The sequence below is a fragment of the Streptomyces sp. NPDC111802 genome (genome assembly GCF_055634335.1).
In genome coordinates this window covers 58,075-76,432 of sequence record NZ_JBVKCZ010000039.1, presented here as the reverse complement: position 1 = coordinate 76,432, position 18,358 = coordinate 58,075, and the positions used below count along the sequence as shown (strand labels likewise).

Genomic DNA, 18,358 nt, shown 5'->3' with positions numbered 1-18,358 from the left:
ACGACGCGTGGTCCGGTGTCGACGCCCACTCCCTCGCCCGCGCCCGTGTGTTCACGCGAGCGCTCGCACAGAAGGGGGTACGGGGGTGACTTCGAGGAACATCCGTGCCCAAGGAATCGAAAGAGTTCACGGGAGCGTCACGTAGGAGTGAAGTCCCGGCGGATTGCTGACTCTTCACTCTCAGTACGCAATTCTTGCCGGGTCCCGAGCAAGTCTCCTCTGGGGGTCCCCACCTTGAACGGCAAGAACTTCCGCCTGCCCGCACGCCGTCTCGCCACCGTCGCGACGGCCACCGCCCTGACCGCCGCGCCCGTGGCCCTGGGCGTCGCGAGCCCGGCGCACGCGACCGGTGACGAGGGGCGCGCGAGCGCCGCCGTGCTGCGTACCGGGCTCGATGTCTCCCTGCTCAACAAGACCGTGAACGTCCCGCTCGCGGTCTCCCTGAACGAGGTGCAGGCGCCGCGGAGCGCCGAAAAGGCGACCCTCACGGCCCAGTTGAACGGCGTCGACGGCGGCCGGCCATTCAGCGTCCTGAACGCGCAGGTCGCCCAGTCCAAGGCGACCGTCGAGGACGGCAAGGCCGAGGGGTACACCAACCTCGCCCACGCCAAGGTCCATGTCCCCGGCCTGCCCCTGCTGTCGCTCATCGAGGTCGGCCAGGTCACCTCCAAGGCGACCTGCGAGGCCGGCAAGGCGCCGACCGCCTCCTCCAACCTGCTCGGCGACGTCACCGTGCTGGGCAAGAAGGTCACGCTGACCGCCGGCGGCACCACGAACATCGAGGTGCCCGGCGTGGGCGAGGTGCGGCTGGACTACTCCAGGACGGAGCAGACCTCGCGTACGGCCGCCGCCACCGCCCTCGAACTCAAGGTCTCCATCAACCCGCTGAAGCTGAACGTCGCCGAGGTCGAGGGCACCCTGACCCTGGCGAAGGCGACCTGCGAGACCCCGGCCGAGCCCGCGCAGCAGGCCGACCCGAGCACCGAACCGGCCGGCGACGTCAAGCCCCAGGGCGAGGCCGCCGACGAGGGCCTCGCCGAGACCGGCGGCAACTCCATGACGCCTTACCTCGCGGGCGGCGCGGTGGTTCTGCTCCTCGCGGGCGGGGGAGCGGTGGCGCTGGCCCGGCGCGGCAAGAGCTGATCAGGGGCTATCGCTGATCAGCGGCGGCCGACTCCATCGCCCGCCCCAGCGCCCCCAGAAACACACCGACCGTCCCCCGGTCCCGTACCGCCAGCCGCAGCCACTCCTCGCCCAGCCCGGGGAAGGTGTCCCCGCGCCGCACCGCGAAACCGAGGTCGCGCAGGTGCCGCCGTACGACGGTGGCCCTCGGCAGCCGTACGAGGACGAAGGGGCCCTCGGCAGGTCCGACGATCCGCAGTCCGGCCGGGGCGAACTCGCCCAGCCCGGCGATGAGATGGGCACGGTCGGCGGCGATGCGGTGGGCCGCGTGGGCCGCCTCCGCCAGTGCCCGCGGTGACACACAGGCCTCGGCGGCGGCGAGCGCCGGTGTGGAGACCGGCCACAGGGGCTGGGCGCGCTCCAGGTCGGCGATGGTCTCCGGGTCGGCCAGGACGTAGCCGATCCGCAGCCCGGCCAGCCCCCAGGTCTTGGTCAGGCTGCGGAGCACCACCAAGCCGGGTACGTCCGTACGCCCCGCCAGCGCCTCCCGCTCACCCGGCACCGCGTCCATGAACGCCTCGTCCACCACCAACGTCCGCCCGGGGCGGGCGAGTTCGGCGAGAGACGCGGCCGGGTGCAGCACCGAGGTCGGGTTCGTCGGGTTGCCGATCACCACCAGGTCGGCGTCCTCGGGGACGGCGGCCGCATCGAGGCGGAAGCCGTCCTCCTCCCGCAGCAGCACCCGGTCGACCGTGTGCCCCGCGTCCCGCAGCGCCGCCTCCGGCTCCGTGAACTGCGGGTGCACCACGACCGGTCGGCGCACCTTCAGCGCTCGCGCCAGCAGCACGAACGCCTCCGCCGCCCCCGCCGTCAGCAGCACCCGCTCCACCGGCAGCCCGTGCCGCGCCGCCACCGCCGCCCGCGCGGCCCGTCCGTCCGGGTAGGCAGCGAGCGAGCCCAGGGACCCGGCGATGTGCTCCCGCAGCCACTCGGGCGGTGTGTCCGCGCGGACGTTCACCGCGAGGTCGACGAGCGCCGAGCCGTCGTCACGGACCTCGGCGTCGCCGTGGTGGCGCAGGTCGTGTCCCTCAGTGGGCATGGGAGTGGGCGCCGTGGTGGTGATGACCGTGTCCGTGGTGGTGATCGTCGTCGTCCGGGTGGAAGTGCGGCTGCTGCGGCACGCCGACCTTGTCCTCGAAGCCGGGCAGCGCGATGCGGTACACACACGAGTCGCAGTTCATCCGCAGATCGCCCTTCACCGCCTCCTCGTACCGCTCCATCACCAGGTCGAGCAGCTCCGGCTCCGGACCGATGACGTCCGCCGAGCGGACTTCGACCTCCGGGTGGGCCGCCGCCCAGCCCTCCGTCTGCTGCCGCACCCGGTCCGGCAGGATGCCGGTGAACAGGAAGTACGGCAGGACGACGATCCTGCGCGCCCCCAGCTTCAGGCACCGGTCGAGCCCGCTCGGCACATCCGGCGCCGCCAGCGACACGAAAGCCGTCTCCACACCGGCGTATCCGCGCCCCTCCCACAGCAGCCGCGCCGCCTTGTGCACCTCGGCGTTGGCGTCCGGGTCGGTCGAGCCGCGCCCGACCAGCAGCACGGTGACATCGGCCCGGTCCCCGGGCCTGCGCCCCTCGGTGCCGAGCGCCTCGTCCAGGCGGCGCTCCAGCACGGACAGCAGCGACGGATGCGGGCCCAGCGGGCGGCCGTAGGTGTACGAGATCCCGGGGTGCCGCTCCTTCTCGCGGGCCAGCGCCGCGGGGATGTCGCCCTTGGCGTGCCCGGCGGACACCAGCATCAGCGGCACCGCGGCGAACCGCCGTACGCCTCGCTCCACCAGCTCGGTGACGGCCTCGCCCAGCGGCGGCGGGGACAGCTCGATGAAGCCGCCCGCGACGGGCAGTTCGGGGTGGCGGCGCCCCAACTCCCGGACGAAGTCGCGGAACGCCTCGGCTCCGGCATCGTCCCGGGTGCCATGACCGGCGATGAGCAGGGCGGGCGGCGGCGTGGTCACGATTTCTCCTCGGAGTGCGAAACGGGGTGGTGCGGGTGGTACGGGTGGTACAGCAGGGCGTTGAGCGCGGCCGAGGCGACCGCCGACCCGCCCTTCTCGGACACGTTGCTCACCGCGGGCAGCCCGCTCTCGCGCAACGCGGCCTTGGACTCGACCGCGCCGACGAAGCCGACGGGCAGGCCGATGACGAGGGTGGGGGAGGCGTCGAGGGTGAGCAACTCCTCCAGTGCGGTGGGCGCGTTGCCGATCACCCAGAGGGCGCCCGGGCCGACCTGCTCGTAGGCCAGCCGGATGGCGTGCGCGGAACGGGTCAGGCCCGGACCGGCCACGGCGTCCCTGAGCCGGCAGACGGTCTCCCGTCGCGTGATCCCGGCCGCCACCATCTCGACGTCCACGACCACGGGCGCCCCGGCATGCAGCGCGGCATGCGCCTTTTCGAGGGCACCCTCGTCCATGACGAGGTCGGTGGCGTAGTCGAGGTCGGCGGCGGAGTGGATGACCCGCTCCACCACCGCCCGGGTCAGCGGCGGGAAGTGCGAGGTGTCCAGCCGGGCACGCAGCCTCCGGTAGGACTCCTCCTCGATGGGATGAACGACGCGGTTCACTCGGCGCCCTCCTGCGCTGACTGCCAGCGGTAGCCGCGCGGCGTCACCATACGCCCCGCGATGTCCCGGGTCGCCGTGTTGCCGACGGTCACGACCGTCATCATGTCGACCGTCGCCGGGTCCAGGGAGCCCAGTGTCGTGAGCCGACTGGACTCGTCCGGCCGCGACGCGTTCCGTACGACACCGACCGGCGTCGACGGCTCGCGGTGCTCGGCGAGGATCACGAGGGCCTTGGGCAACTGCCAGTCGCGGCCCCGGGAACGGGGGTTGTAGAAGGTGACCACGATGTCCGCCTCGGCCGCCGCGCGCACACGCCGCTCGATGACCTCCCACGGGGTGTGCAGATCGGAGAGGCTGATCGACACATGGTCATGGCCCAGCGGGGCGCCGAGGATCGCGGCGGCGGCGAGCGCGGCCGTCACTCCAGGGACACCGATCACATCGATGTCGTCGGAGGCCTCCGCGAGCGCGGGGGAGGCCATGGCGTACACCCCCGCGTCGCCGCTGCCGATCAGCGCGACGGCCTGTCCCTTGCGGGCCTCAGCCACGGCCGTCCGCGCCCGCTCCTCCTCGGCACCGAGCCCCGACTCCAGCACCCGGGTGCCGGGGCGCAGCAGATCGCGGATCTGGTCGACGTACTGGTCGAGCCCGACGAGCACCGAGGCCCGCCGCAGCTCCGCCTTCGCGCGCGGCGTCAGCAGGTCACGGGCACCGGGCCCGAGCCCGACGACCGCGAGCCGCCCGCGCCCCGGCCGCCGTACGACGGCACAGGTCGCCATCGCCGGCTGCCCGTCGGCACGCTGAGACTTGAGCTTCGGTACGAGGAGTTCACCGCCGCGCACCAGGGCGGCGGCCTCGGCGACGGAAGGGGTGCCCACGGCGGCCAGCGGCGCGTCGGAGGGGTTGGGGACCTCGACGGCGGCCAGCTCCTCGGCGGAGTGGCTGACGAGGGGGACGCCCAGGCGTGCCGCCGCCTCGACGATGCCCGGCTCCCCGGCCTTGGCGTCGACGGTGGCCAGCTCGGCGAGGGACCTGGGGGACAGGCCCGCGTCGCCGAGCGCGCTCTCGATCAGGCCGAGCACCTCGTCGACCGGCGCGCCCTTGGAGGCACCGACGCCGACGACCAGCGACGGCGGACGCAGGACGACCTCGCGCTCGGCGGGCTCGACCAGCCGGTCCGTCAGCAGGATGGCGTACGCCCCCTCGGCGCCGACCCGCAGCGGCGGCAGCGGCCAGTCGAACTCGGCTCGCAGCGCGACCGGCTCACCGTCCAGCAGCGCCCGCGACACCCCGGCGACATCGCCCTCCACGGGGAAACCGAGGGTGTCCAGACCGGGCACCCCCACGGCATCGGTCGCCGTCGTCACCACGGGCTCGGCGCCGAGGAACTCCCCGACCTCCCGGGCGAGTTCATTGGCGCCGCCGCCGTGCCCGCCGACCAGCGGCACGGCGAACCGGCCGCCCTCGTCGACGCACACCACACCCGGGTCGGACGCCTTGTCGCCGAGCAGCGGGGCGATCAGCCGTACGACCGCCCCCGTCGCCAGAAAGCACACGAGCTGCTCGCACTCCGCGAACGCCCGCCGTACGGCGTCCCCGACGGGCCCGTCGTACACGCGCACGCGGTCCGGCCACGCCACGGCCAGCCGGTCCCGCGCCGCCGCCCCCGCCGCGGTGGCGGAAATGAGGCCGATCACTGGGCAACTCCCTCTCGATCCAGGGGCTTTCTGACGCCCCACAACAGGAAAACCGGATTGGTCGCCGCCAGCCGGATCACGTCCCCGGGCAGCGGCGCGAGCCGGGACGACTGCAACAGCACGCCGTCACAGTCGAACCCGGCCCCGGTGAGCGCCTCGCGCGTCGCCGGCACCCGGTCCAGCGCCGCCATGGCGACGACGACCGCACGCCGGGCGCGCCGCGCGCACGCGGTCACGATGGCGGGCAGCTCGCGCCCCCCGCCCCCGATGAACACGGCGTCCGGCTCGTCGAGGTCGGACAGCGCGGTGGGCGCCGCCCCGTGCACGACATGGACGTCGACGTCATGAGCGGCGGCGTTGGCACGGATCCGCTCGACTCCGTCCCGGGTCTTCTCGACCGCGGTGACGGCGGCACCGAGCCGCGCGCACTCCACGGCCACCGACCCGGAGCCCGCGCCGACGTCCCAGACCAGATCGCCGAGGCGCGGTCCGAGGCGGGCCAGCGCGAGCGCCCGTACCTCGAACTTGGTGATCATCGAGTCGCGGTGGGCGAACTCGCCCTCGTCCAGCGCCCATGCGGCGGGCCCGACCTCCGCCCCGGCGACCGTACGCACACCGCCGGGCGCCCGCGCCGGGTCCAGGCACAGCACCACGCTCACGGACGAACCCCAGTCCCGGGCCGCGGCCTCCGCCGGTGTCACCCGCTCCACGCGCTCGTCCTCGGAGCCCAGCGCGGAGGCGACGACGAGCACCCGCGCGTCGGCCTCGCGGGCGAGCGCGGCGCCCAGTTCGGCGGGCCCGGAACCCGGACCGGTCAGCACGGCCACCTTCGCACGCGCCCGGCAGACGTTGACGGCCGTCCGCATATCCCGCCCGTGCGCGCTGACGACGACCGCGTCGTCCCAGGTCAGCCCGATCCGTGCGAAGGCGGCGGCGACAGAGGACACTCCCGGCCGCACCCGGAGCCGCTCCGGCCCGAACCGCTCGGCCAACGCCCGCACGATCCCGAAGAACCCCGGGTCGCCGGAGGCCAGCACGACCACGCGCCGGTCCTTCTCGACGTACTGGGCGATGGTGTCGAGGGCGGGGGCCAGCGCCCCGAGCACGACCTGCTCCACGCCCTCGGCCGGCCGCACGGCGTTCAGATGCCGCCGCCCGCCGACGACCAGTTCGGCCCCGGCGAGGACGTCCGGGGGAAGCGGTGCCCCCGTCCCCGTACCGACCACGGTGATCACGTACTGGCCCCCCGCTCACGCAGGGCCCTGCGCGCCTGGGGGTCGGCCTTGCGGTACCCGTGGAAGTGACCGGGGTGGTACAGGTGCGAGCGCGTGCCGTGGGCTTCGAGGGCGGGGCCGACCAGGAACAGGGTGTGCTTCCAGAGCTTGTGCTCCTTGACGGTCTCCTCCAGGGTCCCGATGGTGCACCTCACCACGAGCTCCTCCGGCCAGGTCGCCTGGTAGGCGACGACGACCGGGGTGGACGTCGGGTAGCCGCCCTCCAGCAGCTCCCGCACGAGCTGCCCGCTACGGGCCGCCGAAAGGAAGATCGCCATGGTCGTCCCGTGCTTGGCGAACTCCCGCACCTCCTCGCCGGGCGGCGTCGGCGTCTTGCCGCCGCCGAGCCGGGTCAGCACGACGGACTGGGCGACCTCGGGAATCGTCAGCTCCCGCTGGGCCAGCGCCGCCACGGCGGAGAAGGCGGAGACCCCGGGCACCACCTCGGTGGCGATGCCCATGTCGGCACACCGGTCGAGCTGCTCCTGGGTGCCGCCCCAGAGGGCGGGGTCACCGGAGTGGATACGGGCGACGCGCAGGCCCTGCGACCCGGCCCGCTCGTACACGGCGACGACGTCTTCGAGGGACATCGTCGCGGAGTCGAGGATCTCGGCGTCCTCGCGGGCGTGTTCGAGGACCTCCGCCTGGACCAGGCTGGCCGCCCAGATCACGACGTCGGCCTCGGCGATGGCACGCGCGGCACGGAACGTCAGCAGATCGGCGGCGCCGGGGCCGGCACCGACGAAGGTCACCTTGCCGGTGGGGGCATCGGCCATGGGGATCGGTCCTCTCCTACAGGGGGTCGCGGGGATTCGGTGGCGGTGGGACGGGCGTCAGAGCTTGCCGCCCCGGCCGCCGTCACGCCGGGCCGGTGCGATGAGCGTCGACAGATAGGGGAGCGGGGCGTCGTCGAGCTCGGCGGCCGGCCGGATGGACTCCTCCGCCAGCCCCAGCGCCGACCCCCACACCGCGCCGCCGATCCGCCCGGTCTCCCGCAACGCCTCGGCGACCTCGGCCGCCTGCCGCCCGAACTTGTAGGCGACGACGGTGCCGGGCCCGGCGAGCGCGTCCTTGAGCACGGCCGATCCGGCGGTGACGGGCACGAGCGTGAGCGGCTCGGTCCCCTCGGTGAGCACCGCGCCGGAACGGGCGGCGAGGTCCTGCATGGCGGTGATGCCGGGCACGGTCTCGACGACGGTGCCGGGCGCCAGCTCGCCGATGGTCTGGGCGAGATAGGTGAAGGTGGAATAGACGTTGGGGTCACCGATGGTGGCGAAGGCGACGACACCGTGCGCGTCCAGCAGCCGGGCGACCCGCTCACCCGCCGCGTCCCAGGCGGCCTCGCGCCGGGCCCGGTCGGTGCGCTCATTGAGCGCGAACACGACGCGCACGACCTTCTCCTCGGGCACGTAGTGCAGCACGGTCGCCTCGGCCCGCCCGCGCTCCCCGCTGTCCATGACCGGTACGACGACGACATCGGCGGCCCGCAGAGCGTTGACGCCCTTGACGGTCACCAGCTCCGGATCGCCGGGACCGACCCCGACTCCGATCAACCTGCTGCTGCTCATGACGTCCGGCACCTCTCCACGAACCGACGGGCGACACCGGGCTGCGCGGCCCAGTGCGTGTGCAGATAACTCGCGTGCACGCCCTGCTGTACGAAACCTTCGACCCGCCGCCGAGGGGCCCTGACTCCCCAGGCGGGCGCCGTCCCCGAGCCAGGCTCGACGACGGTGCGATGAAACTCGTGCCCCCGCATCCGCGTGCCCGCGGCGGCGAGGGAGCTGTCACTGACGGCGACCGCGTCCCGGTAGCCGAGGGTGAGCCGCTCGGACATCTGCGCGGTGGCGTCGAGCACCCCGCACATCGGCCGCCCGTCCAGCTCACGGCAGAGATAGAGCAGCCCCGCACACTCGGCGGCGACCGGAGCGCCGCTCTCCGCGAGGGCGGTGACGGCCTTCCGCAGCGGCTCGTTGGCGGACAGCTCGGCGGCATACACCTCGGGGAACCCGCCACCGATGACCAACCCGCTTGTGCCGTCGGGGAGTTGCTCGTCCCGCAGAGGATCGAAGGGCACGACTTCGGCACCGGCGGCGGCGAGCAGCTCGGCGTGCTCGGCGTAGGAGAACGTGAACGCGGGGCCACCGGCGACGGCGACCACCGCACGCTTCTCCGTTGTGGGGAGAGGTGCTGCTTCCCATGGCTCGCACGACAACGCACCCGCACTGCGCGCCAGTGCCAGCAACGCCTCCAGATCGCACCCCGCCTCGACCTGCGCCGCCATCGCCGCCACCGCGTCCACGGCCTGAGCCCGCCGCTCGGCGACCGGCACCAACCCCAGATGCCGCGAGGGCGTGTCCACCTGAACCACCCGTCGCAGCACCCCCAGCACGGGCACCCCGGCCGACTCCAGCGCCTCCCGCAGCAACTCCTCGTGCCGATCCGACGCGACCTTGTTCAGGATCACGCCCCCGACCCGCACCTGCGGATCCCAGGACGCGAAACCGTGCACCAGCGCCGCGACGGACCGCGACTGCGACGACGCGTCGACGACGAGCACGACCGGCGCCCGCAGCAGCTTGGCGACCTGCGCGGTGGACGCCAGCTCACCCTCCCCCGCGGCTCCGTCGTACAGCCCCATGACGCCTTCGACGACAGCGACATCACACCCGCGCGCCCCATGCAGGAACAACGGACCGACCAACTCCGGCCCGCACAGATACGCGTCGAGATTCCGCCCCACCCGCCCGCTCGCGAGCGCGTGATACCCGGGATCGATGTAGTCCGGCCCCACCTTGTGCGGAGACACGGCAAGCCCCCGCGCGGCGAACGCGGCCATCAACCCCGTGGCGACGGTGGTCTTGCCGCTGCCGGAAGCCGGCGCGGCGATGACCAGCCGAGGGACGGAAGCAGTCACCACTCGATGCCTCTCTGGCCCTTCTGGCCCACGTCCATCGGGTGCTTGACCTTCGACATGTCGGTCACGAGATCGGCGAAGTCGACCAGCCTCTCGGGCGCGTTGCGCCCGGTGATGACCACGTGCTGGGTCCCGGGCCGATTCCTGAGCACGTCAAGAACCTCATCCGTGTCCACCCACCCCCAGTGCATCGGGTAGGCGAACTCATCGAGCACATACAGCTTGTACGTCTCGGCGGCGAGGTCCCGCTTGACCTGCTCCCAGCCCTCCCGGGCCTTCTCCTCGTTGTCCATCTGGGCATCGCGCTGCACCCAGGACCAGCCCTCACCCATCTTGTGCCAGTCGACCGACCCGCCCTCTCCGGACGCCCCCAGCACGCGCAGCGCGTTCTCCTCGCCGACCTTCCACTTCGCCGACTTGACGAACTGGAACACACCGATGGGCCACCCCTGATTCCAGGCCCGCAGGGCAAGCCCGAAAGCGGCGGTCGACTTCCCCTTGCCGATGCCCGTGTGCACCACCACCAACGGCCGGTTGCGACGCTGACGAGTCGTCAGTCCATCCTCCGGCACCACACTCGGCTGTCCCTGAGGCATTACGCGGCCCTCCTCTGTACGTCCTTCACCAGTCCGGCGATCGAGTCGGCCCGCAACTCGTCCAACGTCACCGCCGTGCCCTCCAGTTCACCCGCGAGCTGCCCCGCGAGCCCCAGCCGCACCGGCCCGGACTCACAGTCGACGACGACGGAGGCGACGCCGTCCGCGGCGAACAGCCGGGCCGCCCGCCCCGCGAGCGCGACCGGCTCGGGCCCACCGGTGGCCCGCCCGTCCGTCACCACGACGACCAGCGCCCGCCGAGCGGGATCCCGCAGCCGCTCCACCCGCAGCACCTCGTGCGCCCGCAGCAGCCCGGCCGCGAGCGGAGTACGCCCACCGGTCGGCAAGGTCTCCAGCCGGGCGGCCGCGGCGTCCACCGACGACGTGGGCGGCAGGGCGACCTCCGCCGCCGACCCGCGGAACGTCACAAGGCCCACCTTGTCCCGCCGCTGATACGCGTCGAGGAGCAGCGACAGCACGGCTCCCTTCACCGCGCTCATCCGCTGCCGGGCCGCCATCGACCCCGAGGCGTCGACGACGAACAGCACGAGATTCCCCTCGCGCCCCTCCCGCGTCGCCTGCCGCAGATCGTCACGCCGGACGACGAGCCCGCGTCCCGTCCGCCCCCGCGCCCGCTGATGCGGGGCGGCCGCCTGCACGGTGGCCGCCAGGTGCAGCTTGGTCAGGGCCCCTTGGGGCCGGCGGGCACCGGTCGTCCGCCCGTGCTCGGTCCGCGCACGGGACCGCCGTCCGGCAGCGCCGTCCCCGAGCCCGGGCACGCTGAGCACTTTGGTGCGGAAGGGCTCGGAAGCCCGTGCGGCGGACTGCTCGCCGGAACCGGCACCGGACGCCTGCGGCTCGCCGCCGTCCCCCGTCTCCGGCTGCGCACCGGAACCCCCGTCGGCCTGCGCCCCGTCGGACGACGGCGGCTGCCCGCCACCCCCGCCGGGCCCGTCCGGGTCGGGATCCTCGTCGCCCGCGCCGCTGAACTCCTCCAGCGTCTCGTCGAGCTTGTCCTCGTCAAGTCCCGGCGCGTCAAAGGGATTACGGCGTCGCCGGTGCGGCAGCGCGAGGAGCGCGGCCTGCCGCACGTCCTCCGCGAGCACATCGGTTCGCCCGGCCCACGCCGCCAGCGCGGTCGCCGTGCGCGCCATCACGATGTCGGCCCGCATGCCGTCCACCTCGAACGCGGCACAGGTCGCCGCGATCTGCCGCAGCGCCCCGTCGCCCAGCCGCACCGACGACAGCAACTCCCGCGCCGCGACGATCCGTTGCCGTACGGCACTCTCCTCGTCCGCCCAACGCGCCGCGAACCCGGCCGGATCGTCGTCGTACGCGAGCCGCCGCCGCACGACCTCCACCCGCTGGTCCGGCTCCCGCGAGGCCGCGACCTCGACGGTCAGCCCGAACCGGTCGAGCAACTGCGGCCGCAGCTCGCCCTCTTCGGGGTTCATGGTGCCGACGAGGAGGAAACGGGCGGCGTGCCGGACCGACACACCCTCGCGTTCGACATACGACGCACCCATCGCCGCCGCGTCAAGCAGCAGGTCGACCAGGTGGTCGTGGAGCAGGTTGACCTCGTCGACGTACAGGATCCCGCGGTGGGCGTCGGCGAGCAGCCCCGGCTCGAAGGCCTTGACGCCCTCGGCGAGCGCGCGCTCGATGTCCAGCGCGCCGACCAGCCGGTCCTCGGAGGCGCCGACGGGCAGCTCGACCATGCGGGCGGGCCGGTGCGTGCCCGTGCCCGCCTCATCGTGCGGTCCATCGGGGCACGCGGGGTCGGGGGCGCCCGGGTCGCAGGAGAAACGGCACCCGGGGACCACCGGCACCTCGGGCATCAGCGCCGAGAGCGCCCGCACCGCCGTCGACTTGGCCGTGCCCTTCTCGCCGCGCACCAGCACACCGCCGACCGCCGGTGACACGGCGTTCAGCAGCAGCGCGAGCCGCAGATCGTCCTGGCCGACAACGGCCGTAAAAGGGAAGGGGGTTGTCACTTCTCGTCGCCCTCCAAGTCGCCTTCCAGCTCCAGGTACGTGGCGCGCAGCCGCTCCAGCGTGTCGGCGTCCGGCTCGGCCCACAGCCCGCGGTCGGCGGCCTCCAGGAGCCGCTCGGTGATGCCGCGCAGCGCCCACGGGTTGGACTTCTTCATGAAGTCCCGGTTCTCGGGGTCGAAGACGTACTCGGCGCTCAGCTTCTCGTACATCCAGTCGTCCACGACCCCGGCCGTCGCGTCGTACCCGAACAGGTAGTCCACGGTCGCCGCCATCTCGAAGGCGCCCTTGTAGCCGTGCCGGCGCATCGCCGCCATCCAGCGCGGGTTGACCACACGGGCACGGAAGACGCGGTGTGTCTCCTCGCCCAGCGTGCGGGTCTTCACCTGGTCGGGGGTGGCGCTGTCGCCCACGTACGCCTCGGGGTTGGTGCCCGTCAGATGCCGCACCATGGCGACCATGCCGCCGTGGTACTGGAAGTAGTCGTCGGCGTCGACGAGGTCGTGCTCGCGGGTGTCGACGTTCTTAGCGGCGACCGCGATCCGCTTGAACGCGGTCTCCATGTCCCCGCGCGCCGCCCGCCCGTCGAGCCCACGCCCGTAGGCGTAGCCGCCCCAGACGGCGTACACCTCGGCGAGGTCGGCGTCCGAGCGCCAGTTGCGGGCGTCGATCAGGGGCAGCAGGCCTGCGCCGTACGCGCCCGGCTTGGAGCCGAAGACCCGGGCCGTCGCGCGCCGCCGGTCACCGTGCTCGGCGGTGTCCTCGTCCGCGTGCGCCTTCACGAAGTTCCGCTCGGCGGGCTCGTCCAACTCGGCGACCTTGCGGACGGCGTCGTCGATCAGGCCGACGACGTGCGGGAACGCGTCCCGGAAGAAGCCGGAGATGCGGACGGTGACGTCGATGCGCGGGCGGCCCAGCTCCGCCAGGCCGATGACCTCGAAACCGGTCACCCGGCGCGAGGCGTCGTCCCACACCGGACGGCAGCCAAGGAGCGCGAGGATCTCCGCGATGTCGTCGCCCTGGGTGCGCATCGCGGACGTACCCCACACCGTGAGGCCGACGGACTTCGGGTACTCACCCGTGTCCTGCAGATACCGCTGCACCAGCGAGTCGGCGAGCGACTGCCCGACCTCCCAGCTCAGCCTGGACGGGATGGCCTTGGGGTCGACGGAGTAGAAGTTCCGGCCGGTCGGCAGGACGTTCACCAGTCCGCGCGTCGGCGAACCGGACGGGCCCGCCGGGACGTACCCGCCGTCGAGCGCCTTGAGGATGTGACCGATCTCGTCGGTGGTGCGGGCGAGACGGGGCACGACCTCGGCGCAGGCGAACTCCAGCACGGCGACCGCGTCGGGGACTTCGGTGCCGAGGACTTCACCGACGAGCGAGCGGCTCTCCGCGACCGCCCAGTCGCGCTCCTCCATCCCCTCCGCGATCCGCCGGCACAGCTGCTCCAGCAGGTCGATGGCGTCGGCGGCCGAACGGGACGGGCCCTCGACGAGGTCGCTCAGCTCGACCGGAACCTTCACCGGCGCGCCCGGCTCGGCGAGCAGCTCCTTCTCGACCAGGCCGAAGTGCTCGGCCAGCGCCGCCCGCAGCCCCGGCAGCGCGTTCGCCTGCCCGCCCCACACCTGCGAGGCGCGCAGCACGGCGAGCACCAGGTTCACCCTCGGCTCACCGACCGGACCGCCGCCCAGGATGTGGAGCCCGTCGCGGATCTGCACGTCCTTGATCTCGCACAGATAGCCGTCGATGTGCATGACGAACTCGTCGAAGTCGCCGTCGTCCGGCTGCTCGTCGACATGGAGGTCGTGGTGCAGCTCGGCCGCCTTCACCAGCGTCCAGATCTGCGCGCGCACGGCCGGCGCCTTCGTCGGGTCCAGGTCGGAGACGAGCGCGTACTCGTCGAGCAGCTGCTCCAGCTTGGCCAGGTCGCCGTAGGTGTCGGCGCGGGCCATCGGCGGCACGAGGTGGTCGACGACGGTGGCGTGGCCGCGCCGCTTGGCCTGGGTGCCCTCGCCGGGGTCGTTGACGATGAACGGGTAGATCAGCGGCAGTTCCCCGAGCACGGCGTCCGGGGCGCACCCTCCGCTGAGCCCCAGCCCCTTGCCCGGCAGCCACTCCATCGTGCCGTGCTTGCCCATGTGCACGATCGCGTCGGCACCGAAGGAGTTCTCCAGCCACCGGTACGCCGCCATGTAGTGGTGCGACGGCGGCATGTCCGGGTCGTGGTAGATCGCGATCGGGTTCTCACCGAAGCCGCGCGGCGGCTGGATCATCACGACGACGTTCCCGAACTGGAGGGAGGCGAGCACGATGTCGTCCCCGTCGACGTACAGCGAGCCCGGCGGCTCGCCCCACGCCTCGGTCATCGCGTCCCTCAGCTCCGGGTCGAGCTTGTCGAACCACGCCCGGTAGTCGGCCAGCGGCACGCGCGCGGGAGCCGACGCCAGCTGGTCCTCGGTCAGCCACTCGACGTCGTGCCCGCCGGCCTCGATGAGGCGGTGGATCAACTCGTCGCCGTTGTCGGGGTATTCGCTCACCCCGTACCCGGCCTGCTTCAGCGAGTCCAGGACCCGCACCGCCGAAGCGGGCGTGTCGAGGCCGACCGCGTTGCCGACGCGGGAGTGCTTGGTCGGGTAGGCGGTGAAGACGAGCGCGAGCTTCTTGTCCGCGTTCGCCTTGTGCTTCAGCCGTGCGTGCCGTACGGCGATCCCGGCGACGCGCCCGGCCCGCTCCGGGTCGGCCACGTACACGGGCACATCGTCGGGGCCCTGCTCCTTGAAGGAGAACGGGACGGTGATCAGGCGGCCGTCGAACTCCGGGATCGCGACCTGCATCGCCGCGTCCATGGGGGACAGGGCGGCGTCGGACTCGTCCCAGACGGCCCGCGAGGAAGTGAGGCACAGACCTTGCAGCACCGGCACGTTGAGCTCGGCGAGCCGGCCGATGTCCCACGCCTCCTCGTCGCCGCCCGCCGACGCCTGCGAGGCGTGCGTGCCGCCCGCCGCGAGGACCGTGGCGACCAGGGCGTCGGCGTGGCCGAGGATCTCGTACAGCTCGGCGTCCGCGCCGCGCAGCGAACCGCAGTACACGGGAAGGGCGTTGGCGCCGTGCGCCTCGATGGCGTCGCACAGGGTGTCCACGAAGGCGGTGTTGCCGCTGAGCTCATGGGCCCGGTAGAAGAGCACACCGACGGTCGGACGGCCGCTCTCCCGCGTACGCGAGCCATGGACGCCGTGCTCCGGCATCTTCTGCGGCTCCTCGAACCCCTCGCCCGTCAGCAGCACGGTGTCGGAGAGGAACCGCGCGAGCTCGGTGAGGTTGGCGGGCCCGCCCTCGACGAGGTACTTCAGCGCCTCGGCCACCACACCGGCCGGAACGGACGACTCGGCCATCAGCTCGGCGTCGGGAACGGCCTCTCCGCCCAGCAGGACGGTCGGGACACCGGACGCCTTCAGCTTCGCCAGCCCGTCCTCCCAGGCCCGCTTGCCGCCGAGCAGTCGTACGACGGCGATGTCCGCGCCGTCGAGCAGCGCGGGCAGCTCGGCCTCGACGTCCACGCGGGTCGGGTTGCCGATCCGGTAGTCGGCACCGGAGGCGGCGCGGGCCGCCAGCAGATCCGTGTCGGCGGTCGACAACAACAACACAGTGCTCATGCGGGCGCTCCCGGTGGAATGAAAGGCAGTCCTTGCGGCGCGCCCGACTCGATGAGCCGCCGGAGCGCGTCGGTGTCCGCGTGCTGTTCGATCAGATCGCCGAGCCGGTCGAGCTGCTCCTCGCGCAGCGCGGCGAACGAGGTGTCCGGCGCCGGCACGAACCGGCGGCCCGCGGCGGCCGCCACCTCGCGCAGGAAGGCCCGCCGGAAACCGTCCGACTCCAGCGAGCCGTGCCAGTGCGTGCCCCAGGTCTGACCGACCCGGCAGCCGTCCAGGAAGGGCTCGCCCCCCGTGATCTCGGCGACCCCGTGGTGGATCTCGTATCCCTCGACCGGCTCCCCGAGGGCCTCGCCGACGGGCCGGGTCAGGGTCTTCTCCCGGGCGAACCGCACCCGGACGGGCAGTACTCCCAGGCCTTCGACATGCCCGCGCCGGCTCTCGACGTCGTCCTCGATGTGCTCGCCGAGGAGCTGGAAGCCGCCGCAGACGCCGAGGATCGGCCGCTGCTCGGCGGACCTGCGGACCAGGGCCTCGGCCAGCCCCCGCTCCCGCAGCCACTCCAGGGCGCGGACGGTCCCCCGGGTGCCGGGGATCACCACCAGATCCGCGTCGGCCAGTTCCTCCGGCCGGTCCACGAACCGCACGACGGCGCCGGGTTCGGCGGCGAGCGCGTCCACGTCGGTGAAGTTGGACATCAGGGGAATCGCGCATACGGCGACCCGCAGCACGTCCTCCCCGACGGGCGGGGCGACGTTCGACTCCCGGACCGTCCCGCGCAGGGAGACCCGAAGCCCGTCCTCCTCGTCGATGCCGAGGCCGTGCCGGAAGGGGAGGACGCCGTAGGTGTGCCGCCCGGTGAGCCCGTGCAGCATGTCGAGGCCGGGCTCCAGGAGGCTGACGTCCCCTCGGAACTTGTTCACCAGGAACCCGGCGACGAGTTCCTGGTCCTCCCGGGACAGCAGCGCGACGGTGCCGAAGAAGGAGGCGAAGACACCACCGCGGTCGATGTCACCGACGACGAGGACCGGGAGCCCGGCATTGCGGGCGATGCCCATGTTGACGATGTCGGTCCGGCGCAGATTGATCTCCGCCGGAGAACCGGCCCCCTCACAGATCACCGCGTCATACGTGCCCCGCAACTCGGCGAGACAGTCCAGTACGGTCCCGAGCAACTGCCGCTGCCGCCCGCCGTGGTACCCGCGTGCGCTCAGCTCGCCCACCGGCTTGCCCAGCAGCACGACCTGACTGCTCTGCTCACCACCGGGCTTGAGCAGCACGGGATTCATCAGCGCGGTCGGCTCGACGCGACAGGCCTGGGCCTGCATGGCCTGAGCACGCCCGATCTCGGCACCCTCTTTGGTGACGAACGAGTTGAGGGACATGTTCTGCGCCTTGAACGGCGCCACCTTCACCCCCTGCCGCACCAGCCAACGGCAGATCCCGGCGGTGACGACGCTCTTGCCGGCGTCGGAGGTGGTGCCGGCGACGAGAAGTCCACCGCCCGTCATGACGTACGCCCTTTCCTGAGGAGCCGCGCGCCGGCGCACACACCGAGCGCGAGCCAGCTCACACGCTGCGAGAGACGCACGGCACGCTCGATGTCCGTGGCCCGAACGGCCCGGCCGGTCTCCCCGTTGAGCACCGGCCGATGCTCGACCCGCCCGCCGTACGACAGGGTGCCGCCGAGCCGAACGCCGAGCGCCCCCGCGAACGAGGCCTCGACGGGCCCGGCGTTGGGGCTCGGGTGCTTGGCGGCGTCGGCACGCCAGGCCCGTAGCGCCCCGCGGGGGTCGCCCCCGGCGACGGCGGCGAGTACGGCGGTCAGCCGTGCCCCGGGCCAGCCGACCAGGTCGTCGAGCCGGGCCGAAGCCCATCCGTAGCGGCGGTACTTGGCCGACTTGTGCCCCACCATGGCGTCGAGCGTGTTCACGGCCCGGAAGCCGAGCAGGCCGGGAACCCCGCCGACGGCCCCCCACACCAGAGCCCCCACCACCGCGTCGGAGGTGTTCTCGGCGACGGACTCCACGACCGCCCGCGCGATCCCGTCCGCGTCCAGCGCCTGCGGATCCCGCCCGCACAGATGCGGCAGCCGCGCCCGCGCCCCGTCGACATCCCCCGCTTCCAGGGCACGCCCGATGAACCGGGCCTCCCGGGCCAGCGAAGTCCCCCCGACGACCGCCCAGGTGGCGGCGCCGGTCAGCGCGACGGAGGCGGCGGGAGAGGTACGTACGACACGCGCGGCGAGCGCTCCGGCGACGACGGCGCCACCGGCGCACACGGCGGTGTGCACCGCGCCCCGGGTGCGGTTGTCGCGCCACAGCACTCTTTCCACGGCGGCGGCGGCCCGCCCGAACGCGGCGACCGGATGCCCCCGGCGCGGATCGCCGAGCAGCAGATCACCGAGAAGTCCGGCGGCGGCGCCGTACGCGAAGACGCGATCGGCTCGCATCGGGGTCAGCCGACCGCGGGGTCACACGTGGGT

At 73.1% G+C, this 18,358-nt stretch carries 14 protein-coding genes; 1 reads left to right on the top strand and 13 read right to left on the bottom strand.

All coding sequences use genetic code 11. The features are described from left to right. Positions 1 to 234: 234 nt before the first annotated feature. Positions 235 to 1,143, top strand: coding sequence for an SCO1860 family LAETG-anchored protein (locus tag ACZ7NC_RS34075; RefSeq protein WP_471493971.1), 909 nt, complete (start codon positions 235 to 237; stop codon positions 1,141 to 1,143). A 7-nt stretch (positions 1,144 to 1,150) separates the two neighbouring features. Here ACZ7NC_RS34075 and cobC read toward each other — a convergent pair whose 3' ends face one another. Genes cobC through ACZ7NC_RS34010 form a run of 13 tightly spaced genes read right to left on the bottom strand, consistent with a single transcriptional unit; the run spans position 1,151 to position 18,325 of the window. Further along, positions 1,151 to 2,221: an Rv2231c family pyridoxal phosphate-dependent protein CobC gene (gene cobC, locus ACZ7NC_RS34070; protein WP_471493968.1), complete on the bottom strand. Its 1,071-nt coding sequence runs from the start codon at positions 2,219 to 2,221 to the stop codon at positions 1,151 to 1,153. After that, entirely contained in the window at positions 2,211 to 3,140 is a 930-nt protein-coding gene (locus tag ACZ7NC_RS34065; RefSeq protein ID WP_471493965.1) for a sirohydrochlorin chelatase, read from the bottom strand. Before ACZ7NC_RS34065 ends, cobC begins: the two co-directional genes overlap by 11 nt. After that, a complete protein-coding gene (locus ACZ7NC_RS34060; protein ID WP_471493962.1) occupies positions 3,137 to 3,745 on the bottom strand; it encodes a precorrin-8X methylmutase in 609 nt (202 codons plus the stop codon). Before ACZ7NC_RS34060 ends, ACZ7NC_RS34065 begins: the two co-directional genes overlap by 4 nt. Next, complete coding sequence (gene cobJ / locus ACZ7NC_RS34055) at positions 3,742 to 5,442, bottom strand: precorrin-3B C(17)-methyltransferase (protein ID WP_471493959.1); 1,701 nt, start codon at positions 5,440 to 5,442, stop codon at positions 3,742 to 3,744. The genes ACZ7NC_RS34060 and cobJ overlap by 4 nt, the downstream gene beginning before the upstream one ends. Next, positions 5,439 to 6,677: a precorrin-6y C5,15-methyltransferase (decarboxylating) subunit CbiE gene (cbiE, locus tag ACZ7NC_RS34050; protein WP_471493956.1), complete on the bottom strand. Its 1,239-nt coding sequence runs from the start codon at positions 6,675 to 6,677 to the stop codon at positions 5,439 to 5,441. The genes cobJ and cbiE overlap by 4 nt, the downstream gene beginning before the upstream one ends. After that, positions 6,674 to 7,492 (bottom strand): precorrin-4 C(11)-methyltransferase, encoded by an 819-nt coding sequence (gene cobM, locus ACZ7NC_RS34045; RefSeq protein ID WP_471493954.1) that lies wholly within the window; start codon positions 7,490 to 7,492, stop codon positions 6,674 to 6,676. The genes cbiE and cobM overlap by 4 nt, the downstream gene beginning before the upstream one ends. A 57-nt stretch (positions 7,493 to 7,549) precedes the next feature. Continuing rightward, positions 7,550 to 8,296: a precorrin-2 C(20)-methyltransferase gene (gene cobI, locus ACZ7NC_RS34040; protein ID WP_471493951.1), complete on the bottom strand. Its 747-nt coding sequence runs from the start codon at positions 8,294 to 8,296 to the stop codon at positions 7,550 to 7,552. Next, positions 8,281 to 9,633 (bottom strand): cobyrinate a,c-diamide synthase, encoded by a 1,353-nt coding sequence (locus ACZ7NC_RS34035; RefSeq protein ID WP_471493949.1) that lies wholly within the window; start codon positions 9,631 to 9,633, stop codon positions 8,281 to 8,283. Before ACZ7NC_RS34035 ends, cobI begins: the two co-directional genes overlap by 16 nt. After that, on the bottom strand, positions 9,630 to 10,229 hold the full coding sequence (cobO, locus tag ACZ7NC_RS34030) for a cob(I)yrinic acid a,c-diamide adenosyltransferase (RefSeq protein ID WP_471493945.1): 600 nt from the start codon (positions 10,227 to 10,229) through the stop codon (positions 9,630 to 9,632). Before cobO ends, ACZ7NC_RS34035 begins: the two co-directional genes overlap by 4 nt. Then, a complete protein-coding gene (locus ACZ7NC_RS34025; protein WP_471493942.1) occupies positions 10,229 to 12,223 on the bottom strand; it encodes a putative cobaltochelatase in 1,995 nt (664 codons plus the stop codon). The genes cobO and ACZ7NC_RS34025 overlap by 1 nt, the downstream gene beginning before the upstream one ends. Beyond that, the gene (gene cobN, locus ACZ7NC_RS34020; RefSeq protein ID WP_471493939.1) at positions 12,220 to 15,876 is read right to left on the bottom strand and encodes a cobaltochelatase subunit CobN; all 3,657 of its coding nucleotides are present in this window, start codon (positions 15,874 to 15,876) and stop codon (positions 12,220 to 12,222) included. Before cobN ends, ACZ7NC_RS34025 begins: the two co-directional genes overlap by 4 nt. Further along, on the bottom strand, positions 15,873 to 17,384 hold the full coding sequence (locus ACZ7NC_RS34015) for a cobyric acid synthase (protein WP_471493937.1): 1,512 nt from the start codon (positions 17,382 to 17,384) through the stop codon (positions 15,873 to 15,875). The genes cobN and ACZ7NC_RS34015 overlap by 4 nt, the downstream gene beginning before the upstream one ends. Then, positions 17,381 to 18,325, bottom strand: a complete 945-nt coding sequence (locus ACZ7NC_RS34010; protein ID WP_471493935.1) for a cobalamin biosynthesis protein — start codon at positions 18,323 to 18,325, stop codon at positions 17,381 to 17,383. Before ACZ7NC_RS34010 ends, ACZ7NC_RS34015 begins: the two co-directional genes overlap by 4 nt. Between the last annotated feature and the right edge of the window lie 33 nt (positions 18,326 to 18,358).

Excerpts from the sequence above, each read along its gene's own strand:
- cobC (WP_471493968.1), bottom strand. The coding sequence starts at position 2,221 with ATGCCCACTGAGGGACACGACCTGCGCCACCACGGCGACGCCGAGGTC.
- cobM (WP_471493954.1), bottom strand. The coding sequence starts at position 7,492 with ATGGCCGATGCCCCCACCGGCAAGGTGACCTTCGTCGGTGCCGGCCCC.
- cobO (WP_471493945.1), bottom strand. The coding sequence starts at position 10,229 with ATGCCTCAGGGACAGCCGAGTGTGGTGCCGGAGGATGGACTGACGACT.
- cobN (WP_471493939.1), bottom strand. The coding sequence starts at position 15,876 with ATGAGCACTGTGTTGTTGTTGTCGACCGCCGACACGGATCTGCTGGCG.
- ACZ7NC_RS34015 (WP_471493937.1), bottom strand. The coding sequence starts at position 17,384 with ATGACGGGCGGTGGACTTCTCGTCGCCGGCACCACCTCCGACGCCGGC.
- ACZ7NC_RS34010 (WP_471493935.1), bottom strand. The coding sequence starts at position 18,325 with ATGCGAGCCGATCGCGTCTTCGCGTACGGCGCCGCCGCCGGACTTCTC.